The organism is Rhodococcus sp. MurmanLake-1, assembly GCF_056945715.1.
This window is the reverse complement of record NZ_JBWZNF010000007.1, coordinates 36,417-60,792: the sequence shown is the minus strand read 5'-3', so window position 1 is coordinate 60,792 and position 24,376 is coordinate 36,417. Positions and strand designations below refer to the sequence as shown.

Genomic DNA, 24,376 nt, shown 5'->3' with positions numbered 1-24,376 from the left:
CCTCGAAACGGTGTTCTCCTCACCCGCCGCATGCCGCGAGATACTGGAAAGACTGTCCAAGATGACGGAGGCAGAAGTCCAATCGCGATGGTCGCCGTGGGTTGACCAGGTACCCCCACCCTTCGGTTCGCATGTCAAGGATCAAGTACCCGCAGAGGTGCAGTTGGCGGCGCTACAAGTCACATACGATTCCCATCGAAAGTCGACTATGGCGCTGTGGCGCCAGTTGTCGGACATCATGGGCATCCCCGTCATGCAGGAAAGCCTCGTCGAACTCATCTGGAGTGTGCGTATGACGATCGAGCGGCTCAACAACCGAATCGAGATGCTCGAAAACGCAGCTACACAATCGGGCAAACCTGCTCCTGACGCATGAGATGACTGTGTTCATCCCACTAGAGTCGAACAGCATGTTGCCACTCGGGTTGTCCATGCTCTGGGAGTCGGTGGAGCCGGAAGCCGCTCTGGAGGAGCGATTCGGATTCAACAGCTTTGGCGCAGCCACCCATTGGGTCTCGGCGGTACTCGAGCAGACTTGGGGATTGACGGCCCTCGAGTGCTCGCGAATGGCGATCAGTGACCAGAACGCGATTGTGTGGGTTGCGAGCGACCGAGGTGGGCTGGTGGTGAAGTGGTCGCGCGCCACAGAGCGCTTCACGAACCTGGAGGCGTCGACGCGCCTGCTGAGCGCACTCGCCGGGCAGGGTGCGCCCGTTCCGTCGCCAATCACGTCCCTGAACGGATTGGACCGGGAAACACTGGAAGGGCCTTCGTGCGCAGTGTCGTTCACCGTACTGCCGGAGTTGGCGGGAGATTGGTTGAACGTACAGGACCACGCGGCGGTCCGTTCGGCAGGAGCATGTCTGGCAGAAATACACCGAACGCTCGGCGCCACCCATGTCGACGGATCGGTTTTCTCGTCGCGCAGCACCGGATTGAAGGAGCGCATCGGTGGTTGGCTCGAGAATTTCGACCGCGGGTTCGCGCCTGAGGCAACGCGTAGGCTCGTGGACCTCCTTGCGCGGGTGCCCGAGCTCGATGACCAAACACAACTGGTACACAACGACTTCCGTGCAGCCAACATCTTGACTCGAAACTCTCAGACCACCGGAGTACTCGACTTCGACGACGTGGTGATCGACCACCGGGTGAGCGACCTGGCCAAGGCAAGCGTCTATCTGGGCACCCTGTTCACCGATTGGCGACCGACACCGATCGCGGTACGGCAGAGCCTGCGCGCCGGCTACGAATCTGTACGTCCCCTCAGCCGATCCGAGACAGAATGGTTCGAGATCCTCGAACTGTGGCACGGCCTGATGGCAATCCCGGGTGAGAACGACACCGCCGGTTGGGCATCAGCGTTGTGACAAAGTGGGGACGCCGGTACCGTCGTCCCCACTTCGCTTCTGATCACATCAGGATCCGGCGCGGATCCATTCTTCGAGATGCGGCGCCTCGGTACCGATCGTCGTGCCGTCGCCGTGACCGGTGTGAACCTTGGTCTCGGCGGGGAGCGCGAACAGCTTGTCGCGAATGGACCCGATGATGGTCGGGAAGTCGGAGTACGACCGCCCGGTAGCACCGGGACCACCGGAGAACAAGGTGTCACCGCTGAACAGTTCCCCCGCCTCGGGCAGGTAGAGGCAGGTCGACCCCGGGGAATGGCCGGGTGTATGGATGGCCAGAATGTCCGTGCCCGCCACAGCAATACGCTGATCATCTTCCAAGCTCAGATGCTTCACCCCGGGGTGAGTCATCTCCCAGAGGACATCGTCGGCCGGGTTCAGGTAGATCGGAGCGTCGAGCTTCTCGGCCAGCTCCGGCGCAACCGTGACGTGATCGTTGTGACCGTGGGTGCAGACGATTCCGATCACCTTGCGTCCGCCGACAGCGTCGATGATCGGCTGCGCGGTGTGAGCTGCGTCGACGATTACCACTTCGTTGTCGTCACCGATCAGCCAGATATTGTTGTCGACGTCCCAGGTTCCGCCGTCGAGGCTGAACGTGCCCGAGGTGACGACGCGATCGACTCGCAATGTCACAGGACCACCACCGAACGGAGGACCTCGCCGCGGTGCATCGTCTCGAATGCCTTCTCGACCTCGTCGAGCTTGATGCGCTCGCTGACGAACTTCTCGAGCGGCAGACGCCCCTGCTGGTACAGGTCGACCAGAACGGGGAAGTCACGCTCGGGCAGGCAGTCGCCGTACCACGACGACTTGAGGGCTCCGCCGCGCGAGAAGAAGTCCACCAGCGGCATTTCCAGCTGCATGTCCGGCGTCGGAACACCCACCAGCACTACAGTTCCCGCGAGGTCGCGGGCGTAGAACGCCTGCTTCCAGGTCTCCGGGCGACCGACTGCGTCGACAACCACGTCGGCACCGAAACCTCCGGTCAGCTCCTGGACTGCCTCGACGACGTCGTCGACCTCGGTGGCATTGATCGTGTGCGTGGCACCAAGTTCCGTGGCCCACTCCAGCTTTCGCGGATCCCGGTCGATGGCGATGATGGTATTGGCACCGGCCAGGCGTGAACCCATGATCGCTGCGTCGCCGACGCCGCCACACCCGATCACGGCCACTGAATCACCGCGTCCGACGTTGCCGGTGTTCATCGCGGCACCCATGCCGGCCATGACACCGCAACCGAGCAGTCCGACCACGGCCGGATCGGCCGAGGCGTCGACCTTGGTGCACTGGCCTTCGTGAACCAGCGTCTTGTCTGCGAATGCGCCGATGCCGAGTGCCGGCGTCAGTTCGGTGCCGTCTTCGAGCGTCATCTTCTGCTCGGCGTTGAACGTGTCGAAGCAGTACTGCGGGCGGCCACGCTTACACGCACGACACTGCCCGCACACGGCACGCCAGTTGAGGACGACGAAGTCGCCCACCTCGACGTGAGTGACACCGGGGCCGACGCTCTCGACGATGCCCGACGCCTCGTGTCCGAGCAGGAACGGGTACTCGTCGTTGATTCCGCCGTCGCGGTAGGTCAGGTCGGTGTGGCACACACCGCACGCTGCAATGGCGACCACTACCTCGTTGGCACCGGGATCGGGAATCGTGATGGGGACGATTTCGACGGGGGCACCCTTGGATCGGGCGATGACGCCGCGTACCTGCTGTGGCATGGCTTTGCTCCTGGCTTCGTGCGATTGAGGACGTGTCGTCACATGGCGCCGTGTTTTCACATTGCGATATGTGCACTCGTTGAAAGGTTAGCCCGAAGCAGGTGCCCGCAACCCTGGTCGAACTGACTGACCGACCTGGCCGAAAGGACTAGGGTGCAGGCTTCACGCCGGCCTCCGCGCCCGCAGCGGCCGCCGCACCCCGACTCTCGACGCCCAATTTCCGCAGGACCCCGGCAACATGAAACTTGACTGTGCTCTCGCTGACGCCGAGGCGCTCCGAGATCGCCTTGTTGCGCCGTCCGGCCACCAGATGCTCGAGTACCTCGAACTCCCGCGGAGCCAGTTCGGTGAGGACGTCGCGGTTCGGTAGGGCGACGGGGGCGTCGAGCGGGATGGTTGCGCTGATCCGGTTCCCCCACCCGGGCGTCGACTCGGATTCGACGGTTCCACCCAAAGTCTCTACCCTCGAACGCAATTGGCGTTCAACGTCAACCACGTCGGCTTCGCCGCCGCCGTCGTCGCGAATGTCGATCGAGAGTGAAGCCGCGTCGAGCGTCCAGGCCACCCGGATACGCGAGAGCATCTGCTGATCCGACAAGGCCAAGACCGCGCCGCGGACGACCGCGCGGGCGCCGTGCGCCACTTCACCTGGTAACCCACGCCCGTCGACGGGTGGCTCCACCAACTCCAACGCGATTTCCCGATGCTTGAGCAGCGAACGCAATTCCCCACGCATCCGTGCAAAAGCCGTGGTGGTCGACTCTTCGGCCAACTCGCGGTGCACGTCGACGGCTGAACGCAGGCCGATCAGAGCCGAGGCCGCAGTCTCCCTGGCCGAGGTTCGCGCACGTGTGTCGTCGAGATCCGCCGAGCGCAGCGTCGCCAGCATCGTCTCGAGGGTGGCCGCATGCACCTCCGTCATCTCCGCCACGGTGCGTGCACGCTCCGACGACGCTGCCCGTGACTCGGCGAGATATGCCGGGCTCGCGTTCCGGACCTGGAGCTGAATTCCGGTTGCAGTCACTGCGAACAGTGCCTGGATCAATTCGAGGGATGCTGTCTTCACCGGTACGGGGTGCGGTGTCAAAACGAGAAGCGTATCGGTTCGATCAAGCATCGCAAGCACTTCACGGTCCCGGCCGGCGACAGCGCATTTTCCCCGAAAGATCTGTCCGACAGTGAGATCCGTACGGATACGGTCGAGTTCGGCGATGGTCACACGATCGACGACGGCTGGATCCCCGGCGACCTTGCGCGGCCTACCGGTGCATTCACGGGTGAAGATCACCAGGGAAGTGTGCGGCGCCATGTCCGCGATCAACGTCGAAAATCGTCGGCCGATTTCGGGTAGTGGTCCCACCAACACGTCTCGAAGGGCGGTGATCAGTAGCGCATTGTCGGTGGTGCTCACCGTTCAACGATAACCATCCGGTTCACTGGTGCAGCGTGGTCTTCATGAGCATCACGTTGTAGTCGGACCAGGTGGTGGCGAGAAAGTAGAGGTCCTGCCCCTGTGACCAGGGGTGCATGTACGCGCCGTAGAGTCCCGGAACCTCGTCGGTGCCGATCACTACGTCGGGCGCACTCCACGGGCCGGTCAGGTCCGACGCCGTCCGCAGCACCAGCGCTCCCCACTCGTTGGAGTACATCGCGACGAACTTGCCGAGATAGTCGTTGTACTGCACCGACAGTTCGCTGACATCCCCGTCGAGAACTACTGCAGCGGCAGCGGGATTGTTGGGGACCCATGCTTTTCCGTCCCAGTATTCGTACGCCGCGACGTCCGCGATGGAGGCTTCCTTGACCCGCGAGAGGCGCCCCTCGCCGAAACGTCCCGCGGGGGTACCGAAGTTGTAGACGTAACCACCGTCTTTGACAAAGGAACCCATCTGGAAGTTGTCGTTACCCGTCAACGGCAGATTGGGCCGGGACGAGGCCGGTTCGACCTGCCAGGTCTCACCGTTGTCGTGCGAGGACGCGATCTGCGAGAAGTTGGTGACCCACTCGCCCGACCCTCCCCACGAGCGAATCGACATGTAATTGACGTATTGAACGCCACCCACCGAGATACCCGTCGTCGGAATGCTGCTGGTTTCGACGCCGGTGACTTTCAGACTTCCGATGATCTCGCGTGAGTGATTCGGCCGGTCGGTCGGTGAGGAGTCGATGTTCATGCCGTCGGACAGATTTCCGTCCGAGCTACGGAACAGGACGTTGCTGCGCCAGTCACCGACCACCCCGGAACACAGGGGGTCAGATCCGATGCCGACGGTGTCGCCGAAGGCTGTCAGGACCTGACCTGCGCCGTTGTCCCACATGATGCCGAGATCCGTGCCGAGAACGTTGAAACGCTCGACGGTTTGGTTGGGGCTGAGCGCGCCGGTGATGTACTCGACCGCCGAGGTGCGGCCCTGCAATTCCGGAAGTTTCCCGTCCGTTCCGTTGAGCCAGGGAATCGGATTGGTCGGCCCACCTGATTGATCCAAGCTGCCGGTGACGTTGCAATCCCACGGGGATGCATGAGCCTGGGTCGCCCCCAAGACCGCGGTCGACGCGAGTACACACGTCACTGCAGCTGTCGATATCTTCCGTATCCGGCGCATCGCTCCCCTTTCGCGGGGGAGATCCGGACTCTACGAGGTGTCTTGCTCGACCGGATCGGTTCATCCACCCACGACAACACAAGGTAACAGGTAAATCAGTCAATCAGGACAAAACGGCCTTATTCAACAGAGATCGATTTCAACCACTTCTCCATCACCGCTGCGGCAATCTCGAGCCCCTGAGACTCGGCAGCACTCAACTGATGCATGAAGATGCGCGGACCGTCCGCTCCCAGTGAAGCATGCAGCGAGTCGCGGTACTCGGCCAGTTCCATCCATTCGCGCGCCACCTCGGAGGACGCTTCGAGGTGAAACTGAACGGCGTAACTCTGCTTGTATCGGAAGAGTTGATTCGGATACTTGGCAGAACCAGCGAGCCGCACCGCGCCGTTCGGAATGTCGAAGGTATCCGAATGCCATTGCATTGCAGGAAATGTGGAGGGCAGATCTCCCCACACGGGATCTTGCCGGCCCTCGACAGTCAAGGTGATCTCCTCAACTCCGACTTCGGGCACAGCGCCCGTGTAGACGCGAGCACCCAGCGCCGCGGCGAGCAACTGCGAACCCAGACACACTCCCCACACCGGGACGTCGTTCTCGACCAGATCGCGAATGTATTCGATCTCGGATGCCAACCACTCGACCTCGCCCTGATCGCCGACGCCCATCGGCCCGCCCATCACGATCACGGCGTCGAACCGTCGATGGGCGGGAAGCGGGTCGGTTCCCAGAAGAACGGTCTGCACATCTCCGTAGCTCTCCAGGACAGGCGAATACGCCGCTGGGGGTTCACACTGCGCGTGTCGTAGTTCCAGAAAATGCATTAGGCAATTCCTCTCGAATCCGGTGCCGAAAGCCTATGGTTCTATTCGACATAAGGCACATCGACGGCGTCGGATGTGCTCTGACTCGAATCTCCCCTTTTCATCGCCCCTTTACCGACAAGGAACGTCTGTGCGCGCACCACAACTCTTTTCGACATCGATTCGCCCGTCCTCAACTGCCGTTCGCATCGGACTCAGCGCATTCGCCTTGGCGTCACTTGCCGCATGCTCAGGAACAAGCACCGACAGCGAGGCCGAATCAACATCCACCGCGACCACCACTGCAACCTCGACAACTCAACCCACGACGACTCAGGCTCCATTGACCACCTCGGTGGCCGGTCCGACGAATACTCCACTGGCCACCACCCCAGTCACCGCAGAAGTGACGCCCCCTGCAACTCCTGCGATCATGCCCAACGTCGTGTGCATGAATCTTCAAGACGCGCAGGACACCATTCAGTCGGCCGGAGTCTTCTTCTCCAGAAGTGCTGACGCAACTGGCGCGGGTCGACGCCAACTGGTCGATTCCAACTGGATTGTTGTCGATCAGACACCTTCTGCCGGAAGCCCTTTCGGTGAAATTGAAGCCGTGCTCTCAGCCGTCAAGATCGGCGAACCCAACCCCTGCTGATCGAGCGAGATCTCGAACTTCGCAATTCCGGGAACGCCGCGCCCTACTTGACAACTACCTTCAACCTCCTTCACTGTAGTCAACATTACGAGTATCCAATATATTGGATGCGAAAGGTTGGATTGCAACATGAAGGTGCAACGAATACGGCAGCGCGCCAACTCTCCGGCGGGCATGAGCGAACCCGTCATCGGAATACTCGGAGGCATGGGGCCGGCCGCTACTGCGGACTTCTACTCCAAACTCGTTGCCCTGACGCCAGGTTCGACGGATCAGGAGCACCCCAAAGTTGTCATCTGGGCCGATCCCACGGTTCCCGACCGGACATTGGCACTCACCGAGGACGGCCCGGACCCCACCCCCTGGCTGCTCCGAGGTGCGCGCGTCCTCCGAGAGTCGGGCGCAACGACGCTCGCCATCCCATGCAATACCGCCCACGCCTTCCTGCCCGCCATCTCATCCCAACTGGGACTTCCCGTCGTCCACATGATCGACGAAGTTGCTCGGCACATCCGGACGCTCTCACCCGCCGTCACATCCGTCGGACTGTTGGCCACCACGGGGACGGTCCGCACCGGGTTGTATCAACAATGGCTGTCGGAATACTCGATTGACGTCCTGGTGCCAGGACCTGCGATCCAGGACGAACTGGTGATGCCGGCGATCCGAGCAATCAAGAGTGGCAACGTCGGAGACGAGACCACCGACAAACTCGTCAGGGCCGCTGATCTTCTCGTCGAATCGGGCGCGCAGGTCGTCGTGGCCGGATGCACCGAGATTCCGCTCGGACTGCCCGCCGACGCCACAACCTGTCAGATCATCGATCCGGCAACAATTCTCGCCCGCGCGCTGCTCCTACGCGTTGCGGATGCCCGGAAACACGCGTCGTTGGCCGACCTGGGCTGACCTGCGACAAGCAACGTGCAGAGTACGATATCCAGTATGTTGCGTGGCGGTAAACCGGTTGAGCGAGCACGAATGAGCGACATCGCTCTCGAACGCATTCGCGAAGCGATCGTCACCGGTGAACTGGCGCCGGGCTCGAAGATCAAGGACAGCGAACTCGCCGAGTATCTGGGATTGAGCAGAACTCCGGTCCGCGAAGCGCTCGCAAGGCTGGTCGACACCGGACTCGTGGAAGCGAAGCCCGGTGCGTACACACGCATCACCACCCTCGACCGCGGCGACGTCGAGGCAACACTCGCAGTCATCGAAGCTCTCGACCAACTGGCCGTCGTCACCGCTGTACCGAACCTCACCGACGAGATGATCGGGGCGATGCGCTCCGCCAACAAAGACTTCGCCGCTGCCGTCAAGCGAAACGACATAGGCCGAGCGCTGACCGCGGACGATCGCCTACACAGCGTCATCATCGACGCTGCGGCAAATCCGCTGTTGAAGAAGCTGATTCACCAGGTTCACCCACAAATTCACCGCATCTACTACCGCAAGTTCTCGAGCCTTCTCGGCAGCCAGGACTCCGTCGACCATCACAACAAGCTGATCGAGCTGTGCGCAGACCACGATGCCGAGGCGGCAGCGACACTGTCGGCCGAACATCGACGCCATCTCGGCGGGCTGATCGGTGAACTCTTCGACGCCGACGAGTTCGCGCTCTCGGACTGACCGACGCCCGAATACAAGTTTCGGCGCTTGCCTATATTGGCCATTGCCGATATAAATGACTGGTGCATGCGTTCGACGTTCTCGGAGACCCAGTTCGGCGAAGAATCATGGAAATCCTGTCCAGCGGCGAGCGCTCGGCGGGTCAGATCGCCGAAGTCGTGGCAGCGGAGTTCGGAATCTCGCAACCGACCGCGTCCGGGCACCTGCGAGTGCTCCGAGAAAACGGATTCGCCACAGTCCGCAGCGAAGGCACCAGGCGTCTCTATGCCGTCGAGCCCGCGCCATTGCAGGAAGTGGACCAATGGCTCGACGGATTCCGGCAGTTCTGGAGCGGTCCTCTCGACGCATTGGCCACAGAACTCGCACGAGGGAAACGACGCGGCTCCGAGCGGAGCAGATCTTCACAATCGAATTCTTCCGACGAAGGAGACTCACAATGACCGAGATCGCGAACCAGGACACCAGCCTCACCGCGGTGGAGCGGAGCATGGGCAACCGCGACATCGCAGAAGGTGCGGCTCGAACTGCCGTACTCAAGCGCCGCTACAACGCGTCGGTCGACGACGTCTGGGACGCCATCACGACCCCTGACCGCATCAACCGTTTCTTCCTTCCGGTGAGCGGAGACTTCCAGGTGGGCGGCTCGTACGCCTTCGAAGGCCAGGCAAGTGGCGAGATCCTGGCCTGCGACGCCCCACGCCTGCTGCGACTGCAGTGGACACCGCCCGGCGAACGCGGATACAGCGATCAGGTCGAGATCAGGCTGACTGCAGACGGCCCCGACGCCACCTGGCTCGAGTTGGAGCACGCCTCCGTCGCCGATGTCTTCCGCAACGACCCGGACACCGGCTGCTACGGCGTCGGAACCGGCTGGGAAGGCCCACTTCACTACCTGGGCGAATACTTGCGCGGCACTCTCCCTGATGCGCCGAGCACCGAGTGGTACACCTTCGACGAAGCAGAGGAGCTTCGTCTGGCCAACTTCCGCGGGTGGGAGTGGGCAAAGATCGAGGCAGAGCACGGCGGCCGATAACGCCCAATTCTTCGAAAACGGTCACAGGATGGCCGTTTGCTTTGTATCGTGACCGAGCTGGACGTATGTCCAGCAGTTTTGGTGGCTTTCTTTCGTGCCACAACTGCTTCGGTCCACGAGAAGAGAGCTCCACATGGCGCCACAACCCGTAGTCGACAACGCGGCCACGACGCGACGCACGCACATCATCCGGACAGTTCTCGCTGTCCTCGTCATCGCACCGCTGTCGATTGCGGCGTTCTACATGTGGGCACTGTGGGATCCGGGCGACACGGTCAACCGCTTGCCCGTCGCCATCGTCAACGCCGATGCCGGCACAGAACTCGACGGAACACGTCTGCAAGCCGGCGATGAAGTTGTTGCCGCGCTCGTCGAGAGCGGAGACGTTGCATGGAAGGTCGTCTCGGAACAGGAAGCCGCCGACGGCGTCAACGACGGCACCTACTACTTCTCGGTCGTCATTCCCAAGACTTTCAGCGCAGACGTGGCCAGTGCCGCATCGGGTTCGGGCCGCAAGGCCGAACTCGACGTCTTGTACAACGATTACAACAGTCTGGTCGCCGGCCCGGTCGGTGAAAGCATCATCGCTCAGGTGCGCTCGGCGGTCTCCGAGTCGATCGGCGAGCAGTCCATCGACCAGGTGCTGGTCGGGTTGGGTGAACTCGGAACAGGATTCGGTGAAGCAGCCGCTGGCGCGCAACAACTCTCCGACGGATCCTCCGAGGCACTCGCCGGAACCAACGAGCTCTACGCCGGAAGCAAGGAACTCGCCACCGGCATGGGTGAAGCGAATCAAGGCGGCAAGGAGCTGGCCGCCGGAGCCGGCGAGCTGGCTGCTGGAGCGAACGAAGCTGCTGCAGGCTCGGGCGAGCTGAGCAGCGGACTCAACCAGTTGGTCGGGGGAACCGACGAACTCGGCGCAGGAGCCCTTCAGATCAGCGAAGTGGTCGACATGGTCACCACCCCGGTACTCGACCTCGCGGGGTCCTCGGACGCCGTCGTCGGTCAGATCGACGCCCTCACGTCGATGCTTCGAAACTCGGCTGATCCGGTCTCCGCCGGACTCGTCGAAGCCCTGGGTGGACTGCGGGCTTCCCTGGCTGCACAACCGTCGGACGACGACGTGATCGGTCAGCTCGGCCAGCTTCGCGACGGTGCGCGGGAGATCTCGCGCCAACTCACCGATCCGAGCAGCGACTACCGTGGCGGGCTTCTTGCCGCGGCGGCCGGTGCAGGTGAACTCAACACGGGACTAGGCCAACTGTCCGACGGCGCAGGCCAACTCGCTACCGGCGCACAGGAACTCTCCACCGGCCTCGGGCAGTTGGACACCGGAAGTATTGCGCTCCGTGACGGTCTCGGGCAGCTATCGGCCGGCGTCGGCGAACTCGACGCGGGCAGCGCAGAACTCGCCACCGGTTTGTCCGACGGCGCCGCCCAGGTGCCGCAGTTCTCGGACGACGAACGCGCCACCACAGCCAATCTGCTCTCGTCCCCGGTTGCCGTCGACGCGCGGAACAACTATCCCGCAGCCGGTTTCGGACCGGGAGCCGTCCCTGCCGTGATCTCGGTGGCACTGTTCCTGTGCGGAATTCTCACGTGGTTCGTCGTCCGTCCACGACGCGGACGTTCACTGAACTCGCACACCAGCGTGGTGCGTGAGGGGCTGCGCCGCTACCGCATTCCCGCCCTGGTCACCTTGGTCGCGGCGCTCGTGTTGTCGGTGGTGTCACTGACCGTGGCAAACGTCGAACCACCTAGTGTTCTGGCGATGATCGCAGTGATGATCCTGGTGGGTGCCGCCGCGGTCAGCTCGGGCAGGCTCTTCACCGTTGTGTTCGGAGCCGTCAACGGAACCTTCATCGCTTTGGGCGCCTTGATGATTCAGATCTTCGCCTTCGGCGCGGTATACCCCATCGAACAGATGCCGACGGTTCTGCAGTGGCTGCACGCTCTGATGCCACTCACGTGGGCGCGCAACGCCATGCGCATGGTCCTTGTCGGATACTACGGCCCGAAATTCTGGGTGGCGGTAATCGCTCTGGCTGCCTTGGTGATCGGAGCCGTCCTGTTCACAATCTGGTGGCGCCGCCGACAAGAACCGCCGACCGACGCCGATGACGACGCGCCGATCACCGAGGAGATCGTGTACCTCCAACCAACGCAAATGTAACTCGGCGCAAACCTGAGTCAGCGCAAACGTGAGTCGGATCAGCGAACGAGCGTCGTACGCATCAACATGACGTTGTAGTCGGCCCACGTGGTGGCAAGGAAGTACAGATCCGAACCACTGGACCACGGGTGGATGTATGCAGCGTAGATACCGGGAACCTCGACCAGATTGACCAATGTTTCCGGTGCCGTCCACGGACCGACCGGACTGGGAGCGGTTCGCATCACGATCGAACTGAACGCGTCGGCGTACATCGCCACGAACTTGCCGAGGAACTCGTTGTACTGAACGGAGATCTCCCCGATGCGGCCGCCCATGACGGGTACGGCCGCAGCGGGATCAGCTCGGATCCAGCCGTTTCCGTTCCAGTACTCGTAGGCGGAAAGATCGAGGATCGCCCCCTCGGGCACGCGAGAAAGTCGAACCTCGCCGGATCGTCCCGCGGGGGTTCCGTAGTTGTAGACGAACCCGCCGTCCTTCACCATCGAGCTCATCTGAAAGTTCTCGCTACCGGCGACGGGGGCGACACCCGCGGGAAGAACCCCACCGATGTTGGGGCGCAGCGTCTCCGGACGCATGGTCCACGTCTCGCCGTTGTCCGAGGAGGTGGCAATCTGTGAGTAGTTTGTACTCCACTGCCCGGCCTCGCCCCAGTTGCGCACCGACATGTAGCTCAGATACTGCACACCGTTCACTGCTATGCCGCTCGTAGGGATACTGGAAGCCTCGACGCCCGGAATCTTCAGACCGGAGATGATCTCACGCGCCTGACCGGTACCGTCCTTCGGCGCGCTGTCGATGCGCATCCCGTCGGCGAGTACCCGATCCGAGCTGCGGAAGAGCACATTACTTCGCCACTCGCCCACCAAACCGTCGCAGGTGGGGTTACGACTGAGCCCGGTGGTATCGCCGAAAGCGGTCAGAATCTGCCCCGCACCGTTGTCCCACATGATGCCCAGGTCGGTTCCCAGGACATTGAAGCGATCAACCGTCTTGTTGGGACTGTATGTGCCGGTGATCTTTTCGACCGCGGTAGTACGACCGGACAGACCTGGCAACCCTCCGGTGTTGCCGTTGAGCCACGGCGCCGCATTGGCCGGACCTCCACTACTACCGACGCCACTGACTCCGACGCATCCCGGCGCAGCCATCGCCGGCGAAGCCACCGCCGTGACGGCAGCAGCTGCCAGAGCAGCAACTACCCCGAACACCCCCAACGATCTCCCCGCGCGAAACATGACTCCCCCATGGCCGGGATTGTTGGTGTTGTCGTCGTCGTTCCCCCGAACCTCGGACAATCTAGCAACTGCAGTCACAGATAACCCAATCAGACAAAGACGCGAAAAGGCCTGAAAGTCATAGCAGTTCAGACTTTCAGGCCTTTTCGGACAGAGAAGATCAGTCAGTAGGTCAGCGCGCTCCGCTCGCACCGCCGTCGAGTGGAATCACCGCGCCGGTCAGATAAGCCCCGGCACGTGAAGCCAGGAAAATGGCAAGACCTGCAGCATCCTGGGGAGTTCCGACCCTGCCCAACGGGACCGAGTCCGCCACAGCCTTTGCACTTTGCTCGTCCTCGAGGAGGAATGCCATCATCTTCGACGGGAACGGGCCCGGCGCAATGGCATTGACCGTGATCTGTTCCCCCGCAAGCGTTGCCGCGAGCTTGCGCGTCAACATGTGCACCGCAGCCTTACTGGCTCCGTACGAGAAGTTCTCCGACCCCGACACCACGAGTCCGTCGATCGATCCGATATTGATCACGCGCGCGGGATCTTCCGCAGTGGCCGCAGAACGCAGCTGCGGCAACAGCTTCTGCGTCAAGAGGAAGATTGCCTTGACATTGATGTCGAAAATCTTGTCGAAGCCGGCAGCCGGAAAATCGTCGACGGGAGCTCCCCACGTGGCACCGGCGTTGTTGACCAGTACGTCGAGCGTCGGCGAAATCTCGGCGACCTTCGCAGCGAGGCTCTCGATCCCCTCGTCCGTGGACAGATCGGCCGGTTGCGAGATGCAGGTGCCGAACTCCGAAAGCTCTCGCGCGGCTTCGTCACAGGCTTCGGCTTTTCGGGCCGAAATGACGACCGTCGCTCCGCCTTCGACGAATCCACGAGCGATCATGTATCCGATGCCGCGTGATCCACCGGTGACCACAACGGTCTTGCCACTGACGTCGAACAGTCCCTCGATCAAGCTCATGCGACCTCGAAAAGCCCGGCAGCACCCATGCCGCCGCCGATGCACATGGTCACCACCACGAGCTTGGCTCCGCGCCGTTTTCCTTCCAGCAGAGCATGGCCGACCAGACGAGCACCCGTCATTCCGTACGGATGGCCGACGGAAATACCGCCGCCGTCGACGTTGTACTTCTCGGGATCGATCCCGAGCTTGTCGCGGCAGTACAGGGCCTGAGAGGCGAAGGCCTCGTTGAGTTCCCAGAGATCGATGTCGTCGACCTTCAGTCCGTGAAGATCCAGCAGACGCGGAATCGCGAACACCGGTCCGATGCCCATCTCGTCGGGAGCACAACCCGCGACAGCCATCCCACGGTAGATACCGAGAGGAGCCAACCCGCGGCGTTCCGCCTCGCCTGCCTCCATCAGCACCGAAGCGGAGGCACCGTCCGAGAGCTGAGACGAGTTGCCCGCAGTGATGGAGGAATGCGCACTGACAGTCCCGTCGGCCAGAACCGGTCGCAAACTCGACAGCCCTTCCAACGTGGTGGAAGCGCGGTTGCCTTCGTCCAGGGTCAGCGTCACGGACTCGCTGCGGATCTCACCCGTCTCCTTGTCCTGCACCTGCTTGATCGAGGGCAGCGGGACGATCTCGAGATCGAACCGACCTGCGTTCTGAGCTGCTGCGGTTCGCTGCTGCGAGACGAGCGCGAACTCGTCCTGCTGCTCGCGGGTCACTCCGTAGCGCTCGGCGACGATCTCGGCCGTGTGCAGCATCGGCATGTAGATCGACGGCTTGTTTTCCTTCAGCCACGGATCAGCCGCGCGGAAGTTGTTCATATGATCGTTCTGGACCAACGAGATCGATTCGACTCCGCCGCCGACCGCGATCTGCATTCCGTCGTCCACGATCTGCTTTGCTGCGGTCGCGATGGCCATGAGCCCGGACGAGCACTGACGATCGATCGTCATTCCGGAAACCGAGTCCGGAAGCCCGGCCCGCAGCACCGCTTGCCGTGCGACGTTGCCGCCGGAAGATCCCTGCTGCAGCGCGGCGCCGAGGATGACGTCCTCGACCTCGCCGCCCTCGAGGCCCGCGCGCTGAACTGCATTCGAAATAGCATGTGCAGCAAGCTCTTGAGCCTGAGTGTTGTTGAACGCGCCGCGGTACGCCTTACCGATCGGGGTACGGGCGGTGGAAACGATGACAGCTTGCCTCATCGGGGAAACCTTTCGTCGAACACGAAGTGCTGTGCGCCTTTATTAACCGCCGGGGGTTAATAAAGGCGCACAGCAAAGAATCAGGGCTGGAAAACGACGCGACCGACAGTGGTGCCGTCGCCGAGGCGACCGATACCGTCGGCAACGTCCGTCAACGACAACCGCTCACTGATCAGTGGTTTGACCAAGCCGGCATCGGCGAGCCTGGTGAGCTCGACGTGGCAGTCGTCGATGGCCTGCTGGTTGTAGGCCTTGTACAGCCCCCAGTGCAGTCCGATGATCGAATAGTTCTTGATGAGAGCGTGATTGAGTGCCGGCTGCGGGATCGTGCCACCGGCGAAGCCGATGATGACGATCCGTCCCTCGAAGGCGATGCACTTGGTGGACTTCGCGTAGGCGTCGCCGCCGACCGGATCGAAGACCACGTCGGCGCCCTTGCCGCCGGTGAACTCCTTGACCGCTGCCACGAAGTCCTCACTGTGACGGTCTACGACGAGGTCTGCGCCGAGCTTGCGCGCGTACTCGGCCTTGTCCGGGCCGCCGACCACACCGATGACCTTGGCGCCTGCCGCCTTGCCGAGTTGCACTGCCGCACTACCGACACCACCCGCAGCAGCGTGGACCAACAACGTCTCACCCTCGAGCAGTTGGGTGCGGCGATGCAGAGCGAACCACGCTGTCTGATAGCCGATGCTCAGAGCGGATGCTTCCGCGTCGTCGAGAGCCGACGGCGCCGGGAACGTGTTGTTCTGATCCAGTACCGAGTACTCGGCGAATCCGCCGGACGGCAGACTCGGATTACCGATCACCCGGTCCCCCACTGCGAACTTGGTCACCGATTCACCGACCGAGACCACTTCACCACACAGTTCGACACCGGGTGTGAAGGGCAGCGGCGGCTTGATCTGGTACTCACCCCGGCACATGAGGACGTCGGGGAAGTTGGCCGGAGCCGCCAGCACCTTGACCAACATCTCCGTCGCATTCGGGGTGGGATCCGCGGTCTCCTCCAACGCGAGCACATCGCGGGGTTGACCGAGTTCGTTGACGCGCCAAGCCTTCACAGCAATTCTCCAGACAGATAGGGGGTGAGTTTCAGGACGAGATCGGGAGGTCGACCAACTCGGCGAGGCGCGCCCGATGCTGATACGCGGTTCCCAGCGACAGCTGATCGCTCTTCGCCCGTTTGAGGTACAGGTGCGCCGGATACTCCCACGTCATTCCGATACCACCATGAAGTTGGACGCATTCCTCCGCAGCATGAACCGCGACGCCGCTGCAGAATGCCTGGGCCACCGTCGCTGCGATCGCCGCATCGGCGTCGCCGCGCGCATAGGTGTCCGCCGCATATCGTGCTGCCGCTCCCGAAGAGCTGACTTCGAGCCAGAGATCGGCGAGGCGGTGCTTGATCGCCTGGTACGAACCGATCGCCCGGCCGAACTGCTTGCGCTCCTTCACATACGCGAGAGTCGTTTCGAGGCACCACTGAGCTACAGCGAACTGTTCGGACGCCAGAAGTGCGCTTCCGCAGAGCAACGCTTCCTCGACCGCTTGCGCCGCATTGCCGCTGTCGACACGGACCGACGACGACCCCGAGAACTCGACGTCCGCCAATCGGCGCGTCATGTCCAGGGACAGAACCGGCGTGACGGTAGCGTCGGCAATCCGAACTGTATGCAGCTCCAGGCCGCTCTCACCGGCAACCGGAACAACAAGAACATCGGACTCGGCGACGCCGGCAACCGTCGTGACGCTGCCGACGAGTCCACTCGCCGTTACCTTGACAGTAGGTGTGAAAGTTCCTGGTGCAGTGGACAACGGGACGACCAGAGCAGCCGTCGAATCCCCCGCTGCCAATTGACCGAGCACCTCGGTCTCGCCGGCCTTCAGCAACGCCGTCGTCGCCAGCACCGCGCTGGTGAAGAACGGAACGGGAGCGACCGCACGTCCGATCTCCTCCATCACGACCGCCGCCTCACGCGTCGACGCACCTGCCCCGCCCAGTTCCTCGGGTACCAGCAGTCCCGCCAAACCGAGTTCCGACGCCAGCGACTTCCACAGCCCGGTGAAGTCGGCGGACACGTCGTCGTACGCCGTGACCACGGTGTCGGCGCCGGCCCGCTCGCTCAGCAGTCGTCTGACGCTGGCTCGCAGATCTTGTTCGGTCTCGGAGTACAGCAGATCGGCGCTCATCGGGGTAAGTCCTTCCAGGCGATGTCCTTGTCGACGCGATGCTCGGGCGGCAACCCGAGTACACGTTCTGCGATGACGTTGCGCAGGATCTCCGACGTTCCGCCCTCGATCGAATTGCCCTTGGCTCGCAGGTACCGGTATCCGGGTTCGCGCCCGGTGAAGTCGACGGAATCCGGTCGACGCAGCGTCCAGTCGTCGTAGCGCAGACCGGCTTCGCCGTGCAGCTCGAGGTCGAAACCCGAAATCTGCTGGGCCAAACCGGCAAACGCGAGCTTCATTCCCGAGCCTTCGGGGCCGGGCTGGCCGGCGGCGAGCTGCTGGCGCAGTCGCTCACCGGTCAGACGCGCAACTTCGGATTCGGTCCAGAGCCGCATCAACTCGTCGTGCATTGCCGGATTACGCAGCTCGGGCTCGTCACGCCAGGCCTGAGCGACCTTTCCGATCATGCCTCCCTCACGCGGTGCGCCCGAACCGATGGCAACACGCTCGTTGTTCAGGGTGGTGGTCGCAACCTTCCACCCCTGGCCTTCGGCTCCGAGGCGATTGGCGTCCGGAATCCGGACGTCCGTGAGGAATACCTCGTTGAATTCGGCCTCGCCGGTGATCTGACGCAGCGGCCGGACATCGACGCCCGGGTCGGTCATGTCGCAGATGAAGTAGCTCAGACCCGCATGCTTGGAACGTGACGGATCGGTCCTGGCCACGAGAATCGCCAGCTGCGCATTCTGCGCGCCCGACGTCCATACCTTCTGCCCGTTGACTATCCAGTCGTCGTCGTCGAGGACGGCGCGGGTAGCGACGGCCGCGAGGTCCGACCCTGCGCCCGGTTCACTGAACAGCTGGCAGTAGACCGTCTCCGCAGTCCACAACGGGCGCAGGAACTTCTGCTTCTGCTCCTCGGTACCGAAGGTGGCGATGGTCGGTGCCGCCATGCCGAGTCCGATCCCGTTCTTGCCGGTGGCCGGGCCGGGTGCGCCGGCGGCCTCCAGCTGAGCGTTCACCTGACGCTGAAAGCTCTGCGGTACACCGAGTCCCCCATGACCTTCGGGGAAATGAACCCACGCCAGTCCGGCGTCGAATCGTGCGCCGAGGAAATCCGATACCGACACACTGTTCGGATCGTTCTCCGCGAGAAGCGTGTTCACCTTTTCGGTGAGATCACGCGATACTGCCTCTTCGTCGAAAGCCATGCCCATTCCTTCGGTTCGAGCGGTGAGCGGACGGTCAGTCCTTGGGTCCACCGGCGACGTAGACGACCTGACCGGAAACGAAGCCCGCGCCTTCACTGACGAAGAACGACGCGGTGTGCGCGATGTCCTCGGGCTGACCGACGCGGTTGACCGGAATCTGCGAAGCGGCAGCGGTCTTGAAGTCCTCGAAGCCGACTCCCATGCGCTCTGCCGTTGCGGCGGTCATCTCGGTTTCGATGAATCCGGGGGCAATGGCGTTGGCGGTGACGCCGAACTTGCCCAATTCGAAGGCCAATGTCTTGGTGAATCCCTGCATGCCGGCCTTGGCTGCGGAGTAGTTGACCTGTCCGCGGTTGCCGAGAGCCGACGTGCTCGAGAGGTTCACGATGCGGCCGAACTTCGCTTCCACCATGTACTTCTGCACCGCACGCGACATGAGGAACGCTCCGCGCAGATGGACGTTCATCACCGAATCCCACTCGGCGACGCTCATCTTGAACAGAAGGTTGTCGCGAGTGATGCCGGCATTGTTGATCAGCACGGTAGGTGCACCGAGTTCTGCGGCCACACGATCCACCGCTGCAGCAACCGAAGCCTCGTCGGAGACGTCAGCGCCCACGGCCAGTGCTTGGCCGCCTGCGGCCTTGATCGCGTCGACGGTTCCGGCACACGCTGCTTCGTCGAGGTCCAGCACGGCAACGGCAAAGCCGTCTTCCGACAGTCGCTTGGCCACTGCCGCACCGATTCCGCGTGCTGCACCCGTGACAATTGCGGTTCTACGTTCCTGGCTCACTGGCCCTCCATAATTTCGTGATTCGACGGACACCGGACGATCTCGTCAGATCCCGGCCTGATCTGCAATTTCCCTGGCTTTGGCTACCAAGGCGTCAATACGTTCCACTGTGGGAGTTCCGCTCTCGGCGGCATTCTGCGGTTCGTCGCGGGCGCGACGCATCACGCCCTCGGCGATCACGGCGATCTTCCACAGCCCCAAGGTGTGCCAGAACTTCAGCGCAGCCGGATCCCGTCCGGTGGCCTCGAAATAGATCCGGGAGATCTCCTCTCGCGAAGGGAATCCCGGGAGCGCTGACGCCGGGAAATCGCCACCAGTGTCCTCCCCTGCCGCCGGCCAGTACGCCAACAAGCTTCCGACATCGGCCAACGGATCACCGAGTGTGCAGAGTTCCCAGTCGAGGGCCGCGACAACTTCGCCGTTCTCAGCGGAGGTGATCACGTTGCGTAGGTGAAAGTCGCCGTGCACCAACGTGGTTTCGGTGTGAGCCGGCTGAGCTGCAATGAGACGTCGGGTGAGATCGTCCAGGTCAGGGCATTCCCGCGTCTTCGACTGTTCCCACTGTCCGCCCCAGCGCTTCAGCTGCCGTGCAGCGTAAGGCTTGTGGCTTGCCAGGTCGTCGAGACCGGCCTTCCCGAGGTCGACGGCGTGTATCTTCGCCAGCGTCTGAGCGAGCGAGATTCCGATTGCCCGGCGACGATCTTCCGACAACGCCTCAGCAAGAGGCATTCGGTCCACCACTTCGCCGTCCACGAATTCCATGAGGAGCAGCGGAACTTCGGTGACGGCTGGATCCTCGGTCAACCCGAATACTCGCGGCGAAGGCACGTCGGTGGATTCGAGAGCGCTCAGGATTCGAGCCTCACGCGCCACGTCGTGAGCCGAGGCCAGCAGGTGCCCCAGCGGTGGGCGTCGTAGCACCCAGCGATTGCCGTCTTGATCGCGAACCAGGTACGTGAGATTCGACTGCCCCAGGCCGATTCGATCGAAGGACAACGGCCCGGTGAAGTCGATCCCCAGGCCTGCTATCCACCCGGTGACCGCTTCGGTATCGAGTCCCACTACTCCGACGCTAGCCACCGACGGACGCTCCCAGCCGGAACGGGAGTGCATCACCCAACAACTGGCCACCGTCGATGGTCATGATCTCGCCGGTGATCCACTGAGCTGCATCCGAAACCAGGAAGGCGATGGCAGCGGCCACGTCCTCGGGTTCACCGATGCGTCCGAGAGCGGTCGACGCGGACACCGCTTCTTCATGTTCTTTCCACAGAGCTTCGGCGAGTTTGGTTCTCACCACTCCCGGAGCAACGGCGTTGACACGAATCTTCGGTGACAACTCGAGCGCCAACTGCTTGGTGATGTGGATCAGAGCAGCCTTCGACGCGTTGTACGTACCGATCCCGGCCTCGAACGCCATGCCGCCGATCGAGGCGGTGTTGACCACGGAACCACCGTGCTCGCCCATCCAGGCCCGCGCTGCCAGGCCGGTCCACAGGACTGGAGCCCACACGTTGACGTCGAAGGTCTTGGCGAAGCGCGAGTGATCCTGGTTGATGATCGGCCCGAACGACGGGTTGGTGCCCGCGTTGTTCACCAAGATGTCGAGACTGCCGAAACGCTCGATCGTCTGCTCGACGCACTTGCTGGCAGCATCCTCGTCCGTCGCGTGAGCGCCGACGCCGATCGCGTTGCCGTTCACCTGCGCGGCAGCCGCATCTGCGGATTCCTGTGAGCGCGAAGTCAGTACGACGTTTCCGCCCGCCGCCGCAATCGCCTGCGCGGTCGCGAGGCCGATGCCCCGCGATGCGCCGGTGACGATTGCCGTCTTACCGGTGAGATCCAGTCCTGCCATGTCAGTTCGCCTTGACTTCGCGGTACTTGCGCAGTTCCTGCTTGGCGATGGCGCGCTTGTGCACCTCGTCCGGGCCGTCAGCCAGGCGAAGGGTGCGCATGTGGGCGTAAGCCATCGCGAGCGGGAAGTCGTCCGTGACGCCGCCGCCGCCGTGAACCTGGATGGCGCGGTCGATGATCTTGAGCGCGATGTTCGGCGCTGCAACCTTGATGGCTGCGATCTCGGTGCGCGCTTCCTTGTTGCCCACCGTGTCCATCATGTGTGCGGCCTTGAGCGTGAGGAGTCGAACCATCTCGATGTCGATACGAGCCTCGGCGATCCAGTCCTGGATATTCGCGTTGTCGCTGACAGGCTTTCCGAAGGTGATGCGGGTGGATGCGCGCTTGCACATCAGTTCCAGTGCGCGCTCGGCCATTCCGATTGCACGCATGCAGTGGTGGATGCGGCCGGGGCCGAGGCGGGCCTGGCTGATCGCGAATCCTTCGCCCTCGCCCGCGAGAATGTCCTTGGCCGGGACGCGCACGTCCTCGAAAGTGATCTCGCCGTGTCCTTCGCGGTCCTGGTAGCCGAAGACCGGCAGGTTGCGCAGGATCGTGACGCCGGGAGCATCGATCGGAACGACCATCATCGACTGCTGACGGTGGGTGGCGGCATTGAAGTCGGTCTTGCCCATGACGATCAGAACCTTGCAGTTCTGGTGCAAAGCGTTGGAAGCGAACCACTTACGGCCGTTCAGTACGTACTCGTCGCCGTCACGGTCCATACGAAGCTGGATGTTGGTGGCGTCGGAACTGGCAACCTCGGGCTCGGTCATCGCGAAAGCAGAACGGATTTCGCCTTCGAGAAGCGGCTTGAGGTACTTCTCCTTGTGCTCGTCGGTGCCGAAGAGCGTGAGCACCTCCATGTTTCCCGTGTCCGGAGCGGCGCAGTTGGTGGCTTCGGAAGCCAGGTGGCTGCGGCCCATGATCTCCGCGAGCGGTGCGTATTCCAGGTTGGTCAGCCCGGGGCCCCATTCGGGATGCGGGTGAAAGAGGTTCCACAGCCCGCGCGCCTTGGCTTCCTTCTTCAAGTCGTCGATGATCGGCGGCTGGAAGTGCGGGTTACCGGACTCACGCATCTGCTCTTCGTAGACCGCTTCGGCCGGGTAAACGTGCTTGTCCATGAAATCGAGCAGTTCGGCCTGGTACTTCTTGGTGCGATCCGAGAACTCAAACACTGACATGTGAACTCCTGACAGAGAGGGAAGGAAAATTGGGGGCTCGATGTTCGAGATGGCTGTTGACGCCCTCGACGACATCCGGGCCGTGAAATGCATTCAGCATCAGTGATTCCGCACGCCTGGCGGAATCGGTGAAGGTCGAGTGTGCGTCGGCACTCATCTGAGACTTGATGACGGAGAGGGACGTCGGCGAGCAGTTGGCCGCGATGTCCTCGGCGTAAGCAATCGCCGCATCCAGAACGTCACCGCCGCTGACCAGGTGGTCGATCAAACCGATACGGTACGCCTCGTCGGCATCCACCATCCGGCTGGAAAGCAGAAGATCGACTGCGCGACTGTGACCGACCAAGCGGGGCAACATCCAGGAGATGCCGTACTCCGCAATCAGGCCTCGACGTGCGAACGCGGTAGTGAATCGCGTTGCGCTCGAACCGAAACGAACGTCACAGTACAGAGCCTCGACCATTCCGAGCCCTGCGGCGACGCCGTTGACGGCAGCGATCAGCGGCTTGCGAACGGTGGTCGGGAAATCACGGTCCCGTGGTCGGACAAGATCACTTTCGGAGACGTCGCCGACGTTCTTCAAATTGCCGAGGTCAGCCCCCGAGCAGAATCCTCGACCAGAGCCGGTGACAACAATTGCTCGGACACTGGGATCTTCGTCTGCTGCGGCCAAAAGGTCGTAGTACTGATCTTCGAGCTCGTTGGTCCACGCGTTGAGAACGCGGGGCCGATTGAATGTCAGGACCAGCACCGCTCCTCTCTGCTCGGAGAGGACGAGTTCCTCGGTCATCGCGTTCCCGCGAGCAGCGACGCCTGGTACCGGCGCATCCCGCGCAGCCAACGGTCGTAGTCGGCGCCCTTCTGCCGGTACATGTCCAGAACGTTCTTGTGCGGAAGGATGAGGAATTCCTCGGCATCTACTGCGGCAAGAACGATTTCGGCGCATTCAGCAGGCTCGAGAACATTGCCTGCCGCAAGCACGGCCCCGGTTGCGGCCTTGCCGACCGGATCGCCGGAGTTCTCGCCTTCGTAGAGAAGCTTGGTGTTGACACCCATCGGACACAGGCAACTGACGCGAACGCCCTGATCTCCGTAGGTGATCGAGAGCCACTCGGCAAACGCGACCGCGGCATGTTTGGTCACCGAGTACGCGGCGGACCCGACCTGACTGAGCAAGCCGGCAGCAGAGGCAGTGCTGATGAAGTAGCCTTCCCCGCGCTCGGTCCAACCAGGGACGAGGAGCCTGGCGGCACGAATGTGGGCGCGAACGTTGACGTCGATCGTCGTGTCCCAGACGTCCTCACTGATGTCGAGGCCCATGCCTCCGGTGACGCCGGCATTGGCGAAGTAGAGGTCGACCGGGCCGAATTCCTTTTCCGCCTGCGCGATGAGGCCCGCAATGACCGTCTCGTCGGAGACGTCGCCACCCGCAGACACTGCTGCGCCGGGATGCTCCATGTTGATCGCCTCTGCCACTGCCGAAGCTGCCGCCCCGTCGAGGTCGGCTACTACGACGCGAGCGCCCTCTGCGGCCAGTCGCTGCGCCAACGCACCGCCGATCCCCCCGCCGCCACCGGTGACAATTGCTACCTTCTGGGCAACCTTCATGAGCGATTCCTCTCGCTTGCGTCATACCTACGCGCTGACAGTGATCCACGTCTCCCCTCATGTATAGTTGAATCCGGCGTCAGTTTCAACCGTCGAATCGCGA

The 24,376-nt window shown here is 62.6% G+C and carries 25 protein-coding genes; 8 read left to right on the top strand and 17 right to left on the bottom strand.

The genetic code is table 11. The features are described 5' to 3' along the window. The first annotated feature begins 61 nt into the window (after window positions 1–61). Together AC2ETI_RS19940 and AC2ETI_RS19935 are read left to right on the top strand one after the other, a co-directional pair. Window positions 62–376 (top strand): hypothetical protein, encoded by a 315-nt coding sequence (locus AC2ETI_RS19940; protein WP_483634293.1) that lies wholly within the window; start codon window positions 62–64, stop codon window positions 374–376. Between the two features lie 34 nt (window positions 377–410). Further along, on the top strand, window positions 411–1,367 hold the full coding sequence (locus AC2ETI_RS19935) for a phosphotransferase enzyme family protein (protein ID WP_483634292.1): 957 nt from the start codon (window positions 411–413) through the stop codon (window positions 1,365–1,367). 48 nt (window positions 1,368–1,415) lie between these two features. Here AC2ETI_RS19935 and AC2ETI_RS19930 read toward each other — a convergent pair whose 3' ends face one another. The 5 genes from AC2ETI_RS19930 to AC2ETI_RS19910 form a co-directional block, all read right to left on the bottom strand. Next, window positions 1,416–2,042 carry an MBL fold metallo-hydrolase gene (locus AC2ETI_RS19930; protein WP_007730862.1) on the bottom strand — a complete coding sequence of 209 codons (627 nt, stop codon included), beginning with the start codon at window positions 2,040–2,042 and terminating at the stop codon, window positions 1,416–1,418. Then, window positions 2,039–3,127 (bottom strand): S-(hydroxymethyl)mycothiol dehydrogenase, encoded by a 1,089-nt coding sequence (locus AC2ETI_RS19925; RefSeq protein ID WP_003943254.1) that lies wholly within the window; start codon window positions 3,125–3,127, stop codon window positions 2,039–2,041. The genes AC2ETI_RS19930 and AC2ETI_RS19925 overlap by 4 nt, the downstream gene beginning before the upstream one ends. Before the next feature lie 148 nt (window positions 3,128–3,275). Next, the gene (locus AC2ETI_RS19920; protein WP_019745685.1) at window positions 3,276–4,538 is read right to left on the bottom strand and encodes a helix-turn-helix transcriptional regulator; all 1,263 of its coding nucleotides are present in this window, start codon (window positions 4,536–4,538) and stop codon (window positions 3,276–3,278) included. 22 nt (window positions 4,539–4,560) lie between these two features. Next, window positions 4,561–5,730: a glycoside hydrolase family 183 protein gene (locus AC2ETI_RS19915; RefSeq protein ID WP_019745686.1), complete on the bottom strand. Its 1,170-nt coding sequence runs from the start codon at window positions 5,728–5,730 to the stop codon at window positions 4,561–4,563. Between the two features lie 119 nt (window positions 5,731–5,849). Continuing rightward, complete coding sequence (locus AC2ETI_RS19910; RefSeq protein ID WP_029537140.1) at window positions 5,850–6,554, bottom strand: type 1 glutamine amidotransferase; 705 nt, start codon at window positions 6,552–6,554, stop codon at window positions 5,850–5,852. 130 nt (window positions 6,555–6,684) lie between these two features. Between AC2ETI_RS19910 and AC2ETI_RS19905 the strand changes: the two genes are divergently transcribed. The 6 genes from AC2ETI_RS19905 (at window position 6,685) to AC2ETI_RS19880 (ending at window position 12,020) form a co-directional block, all read left to right on the top strand. Beyond that, entirely contained in the window at window positions 6,685–7,188 is a 504-nt protein-coding gene (locus tag AC2ETI_RS19905) for a PASTA domain-containing protein (RefSeq protein WP_019745687.1), read from the top strand. A 129-nt stretch (window positions 7,189–7,317) separates the two neighbouring features. Then, complete coding sequence (gene cuyB, locus AC2ETI_RS19900) at window positions 7,318–8,094, top strand: cysteate racemase (RefSeq protein ID WP_232253260.1); 777 nt, start codon at window positions 7,318–7,320, stop codon at window positions 8,092–8,094. Window positions 8,095–8,130: 36 nt separating this feature from the next. Further along, window positions 8,131–8,814: a GntR family transcriptional regulator gene (locus tag AC2ETI_RS19895; protein WP_019745689.1), complete on the top strand. Its 684-nt coding sequence runs from the start codon at window positions 8,131–8,133 to the stop codon at window positions 8,812–8,814. A 62-nt stretch (window positions 8,815–8,876) separates the two neighbouring features. Then, on the top strand, window positions 8,877–9,254 hold the full coding sequence (locus AC2ETI_RS19890) for an ArsR/SmtB family transcription factor (protein WP_019745690.1): 378 nt from the start codon (window positions 8,877–8,879) through the stop codon (window positions 9,252–9,254). Continuing rightward, window positions 9,251–9,847, top strand: a complete 597-nt coding sequence (locus tag AC2ETI_RS19885; RefSeq protein ID WP_019745691.1) for an SRPBCC domain-containing protein — start codon at window positions 9,251–9,253, stop codon at window positions 9,845–9,847. Before AC2ETI_RS19890 ends, AC2ETI_RS19885 begins: the two co-directional genes overlap by 4 nt. A gap of 133 nt (window positions 9,848–9,980) precedes the next feature. Next, on the top strand, window positions 9,981–12,020 hold the full coding sequence (locus tag AC2ETI_RS19880; RefSeq protein WP_037133531.1) for a YhgE/Pip domain-containing protein: 2,040 nt from the start codon (window positions 9,981–9,983) through the stop codon (window positions 12,018–12,020). A 38-nt stretch (window positions 12,021–12,058) separates the two neighbouring features. Here the strand turns inward: AC2ETI_RS19880 and AC2ETI_RS19875 are convergent, their stop codons facing one another. From AC2ETI_RS19875 to AC2ETI_RS19820, 12 genes are all read right to left on the bottom strand, one after another. Beyond that, window positions 12,059–13,258 (bottom strand): DUF4185 domain-containing protein, encoded by a 1,200-nt coding sequence (locus AC2ETI_RS19875; protein ID WP_483634372.1) that lies wholly within the window; start codon window positions 13,256–13,258, stop codon window positions 12,059–12,061. A 172-nt stretch (window positions 13,259–13,430) separates the two neighbouring features. Beyond that, the gene (locus AC2ETI_RS19870) at window positions 13,431–14,216 is read right to left on the bottom strand and encodes a RhlG family 3-oxoacyl-ACP reductase (RefSeq protein WP_483634291.1); all 786 of its coding nucleotides are present in this window, start codon (window positions 14,214–14,216) and stop codon (window positions 13,431–13,433) included. Then, the gene (locus tag AC2ETI_RS19865; RefSeq protein WP_029256469.1) at window positions 14,213–15,412 is read right to left on the bottom strand and encodes an acetyl-CoA C-acyltransferase; all 1,200 of its coding nucleotides are present in this window, start codon (window positions 15,410–15,412) and stop codon (window positions 14,213–14,215) included. The genes AC2ETI_RS19870 and AC2ETI_RS19865 overlap by 4 nt, the downstream gene beginning before the upstream one ends. An 80-nt stretch (window positions 15,413–15,492) precedes the next feature. Further along, entirely contained in the window at window positions 15,493–16,476 is a 984-nt protein-coding gene (locus AC2ETI_RS19860; RefSeq protein WP_003943088.1) for an NADPH:quinone oxidoreductase family protein, read from the bottom strand. 31 nt (window positions 16,477–16,507) lie between these two features. Continuing rightward, complete coding sequence (locus tag AC2ETI_RS19855; protein WP_021345810.1) at window positions 16,508–17,605, bottom strand: acyl-CoA dehydrogenase family protein; 1,098 nt, start codon at window positions 17,603–17,605, stop codon at window positions 16,508–16,510. Beyond that, on the bottom strand, window positions 17,602–18,795 hold the full coding sequence (locus AC2ETI_RS19850; RefSeq protein ID WP_483634290.1) for an acyl-CoA dehydrogenase family protein: 1,194 nt from the start codon (window positions 18,793–18,795) through the stop codon (window positions 17,602–17,604). Before AC2ETI_RS19850 ends, AC2ETI_RS19855 begins: the two co-directional genes overlap by 4 nt. A 34-nt stretch (window positions 18,796–18,829) precedes the next feature. Beyond that, complete coding sequence (gene fabG, locus AC2ETI_RS19845; protein WP_020909429.1) at window positions 18,830–19,588, bottom strand: 3-oxoacyl-ACP reductase FabG; 759 nt, start codon at window positions 19,586–19,588, stop codon at window positions 18,830–18,832. A 45-nt stretch (window positions 19,589–19,633) separates the two neighbouring features. Next, entirely contained in the window at window positions 19,634–20,701 is a 1,068-nt protein-coding gene (locus tag AC2ETI_RS19840; protein WP_483634289.1) for a phosphotransferase family protein, read from the bottom strand. Further along, a complete protein-coding gene (locus AC2ETI_RS19835; RefSeq protein WP_483634288.1) occupies window positions 20,661–21,443 on the bottom strand; it encodes an SDR family oxidoreductase in 783 nt (260 codons plus the stop codon). The genes AC2ETI_RS19840 and AC2ETI_RS19835 overlap by 41 nt, the downstream gene beginning before the upstream one ends. Before the next feature lies 1 nt (window position 21,444). After that, window positions 21,445–22,665: an acyl-CoA dehydrogenase family protein gene (locus AC2ETI_RS19830; RefSeq protein WP_019745701.1), complete on the bottom strand. Its 1,221-nt coding sequence runs from the start codon at window positions 22,663–22,665 to the stop codon at window positions 21,445–21,447. Next, a complete protein-coding gene (locus tag AC2ETI_RS19825) occupies window positions 22,652–23,455 on the bottom strand; it encodes an enoyl-CoA hydratase-related protein (RefSeq protein ID WP_019745702.1) in 804 nt (267 codons plus the stop codon). Before AC2ETI_RS19825 ends, AC2ETI_RS19830 begins: the two co-directional genes overlap by 14 nt. Further along, window positions 23,452–24,273 carry an SDR family oxidoreductase gene (locus AC2ETI_RS19820; protein WP_020909431.1) on the bottom strand — a complete coding sequence of 274 codons (822 nt, stop codon included), beginning with the start codon at window positions 24,271–24,273 and terminating at the stop codon, window positions 23,452–23,454. Before AC2ETI_RS19820 ends, AC2ETI_RS19825 begins: the two co-directional genes overlap by 4 nt. Between the last annotated feature and the right edge of the window lie 103 nt (window positions 24,274–24,376).

Excerpts from the sequence above, each read along its gene's own strand:
- cuyB (WP_232253260.1), top strand. The coding sequence starts at position 7,318 with ATGAAGGTGCAACGAATACGGCAGCGCGCCAACTCTCCGGCGGGCATG.
- AC2ETI_RS19935 (WP_483634292.1), top strand. The coding sequence starts at position 411 with ATGTTGCCACTCGGGTTGTCCATGCTCTGGGAGTCGGTGGAGCCGGAA.
- AC2ETI_RS19870 (WP_483634291.1), bottom strand. The coding sequence starts at position 14,216 with ATGAGCTTGATCGAGGGACTGTTCGACGTCAGTGGCAAGACCGTTGTG.
- AC2ETI_RS19840 (WP_483634289.1), bottom strand. The coding sequence starts at position 20,701 with ATGCACTCCCGTTCCGGCTGGGAGCGTCCGTCGGTGGCTAGCGTCGGA.
- AC2ETI_RS19830 (WP_019745701.1), bottom strand. The coding sequence starts at position 22,665 with ATGTCAGTGTTTGAGTTCTCGGATCGCACCAAGAAGTACCAGGCCGAA.
- AC2ETI_RS19825 (WP_019745702.1), bottom strand. The coding sequence starts at position 23,455 with ATGACCGAGGAACTCGTCCTCTCCGAGCAGAGAGGAGCGGTGCTGGTC.
- AC2ETI_RS19865 (WP_029256469.1), bottom strand. The coding sequence starts at position 15,412 with ATGAGGCAAGCTGTCATCGTTTCCACCGCCCGTACCCCGATCGGTAAG.
- AC2ETI_RS19910 (WP_029537140.1), bottom strand. The coding sequence starts at position 6,554 with ATGCATTTTCTGGAACTACGACACGCGCAGTGTGAACCCCCAGCGGCG.
- AC2ETI_RS19925 (WP_003943254.1), bottom strand. The coding sequence starts at position 3,127 with ATGCCACAGCAGGTACGCGGCGTCATCGCCCGATCCAAGGGTGCCCCC.
- AC2ETI_RS19855 (WP_021345810.1), bottom strand. The coding sequence starts at position 17,605 with ATGAGCGCCGATCTGCTGTACTCCGAGACCGAACAAGATCTGCGAGCC.
- AC2ETI_RS19895 (WP_019745689.1), top strand. The coding sequence starts at position 8,131 with ATGTTGCGTGGCGGTAAACCGGTTGAGCGAGCACGAATGAGCGACATC.
- AC2ETI_RS19915 (WP_019745686.1), bottom strand. The coding sequence starts at position 5,730 with ATGCGCCGGATACGGAAGATATCGACAGCTGCAGTGACGTGTGTACTC.
- AC2ETI_RS19940 (WP_483634293.1), top strand. The coding sequence starts at position 62 with ATGACGGAGGCAGAAGTCCAATCGCGATGGTCGCCGTGGGTTGACCAG.
- AC2ETI_RS19885 (WP_019745691.1), top strand. The coding sequence starts at position 9,251 with ATGACCGAGATCGCGAACCAGGACACCAGCCTCACCGCGGTGGAGCGG.
- AC2ETI_RS19875 (WP_483634372.1), bottom strand. The coding sequence starts at position 13,258 with ATGTTTCGCGCGGGGAGATCGTTGGGGGTGTTCGGGGTAGTTGCTGCT.
- AC2ETI_RS19880 (WP_037133531.1), top strand. The coding sequence starts at position 9,981 with ATGGCGCCACAACCCGTAGTCGACAACGCGGCCACGACGCGACGCACG.
- AC2ETI_RS19820 (WP_020909431.1), bottom strand. The coding sequence starts at position 24,273 with ATGAAGGTTGCCCAGAAGGTAGCAATTGTCACCGGTGGCGGCGGGGGG.
- AC2ETI_RS19850 (WP_483634290.1), bottom strand. The coding sequence starts at position 18,795 with ATGGCTTTCGACGAAGAGGCAGTATCGCGTGATCTCACCGAAAAGGTG.
- AC2ETI_RS19835 (WP_483634288.1), bottom strand. The coding sequence starts at position 21,443 with ATGGCAGGACTGGATCTCACCGGTAAGACGGCAATCGTCACCGGCGCA.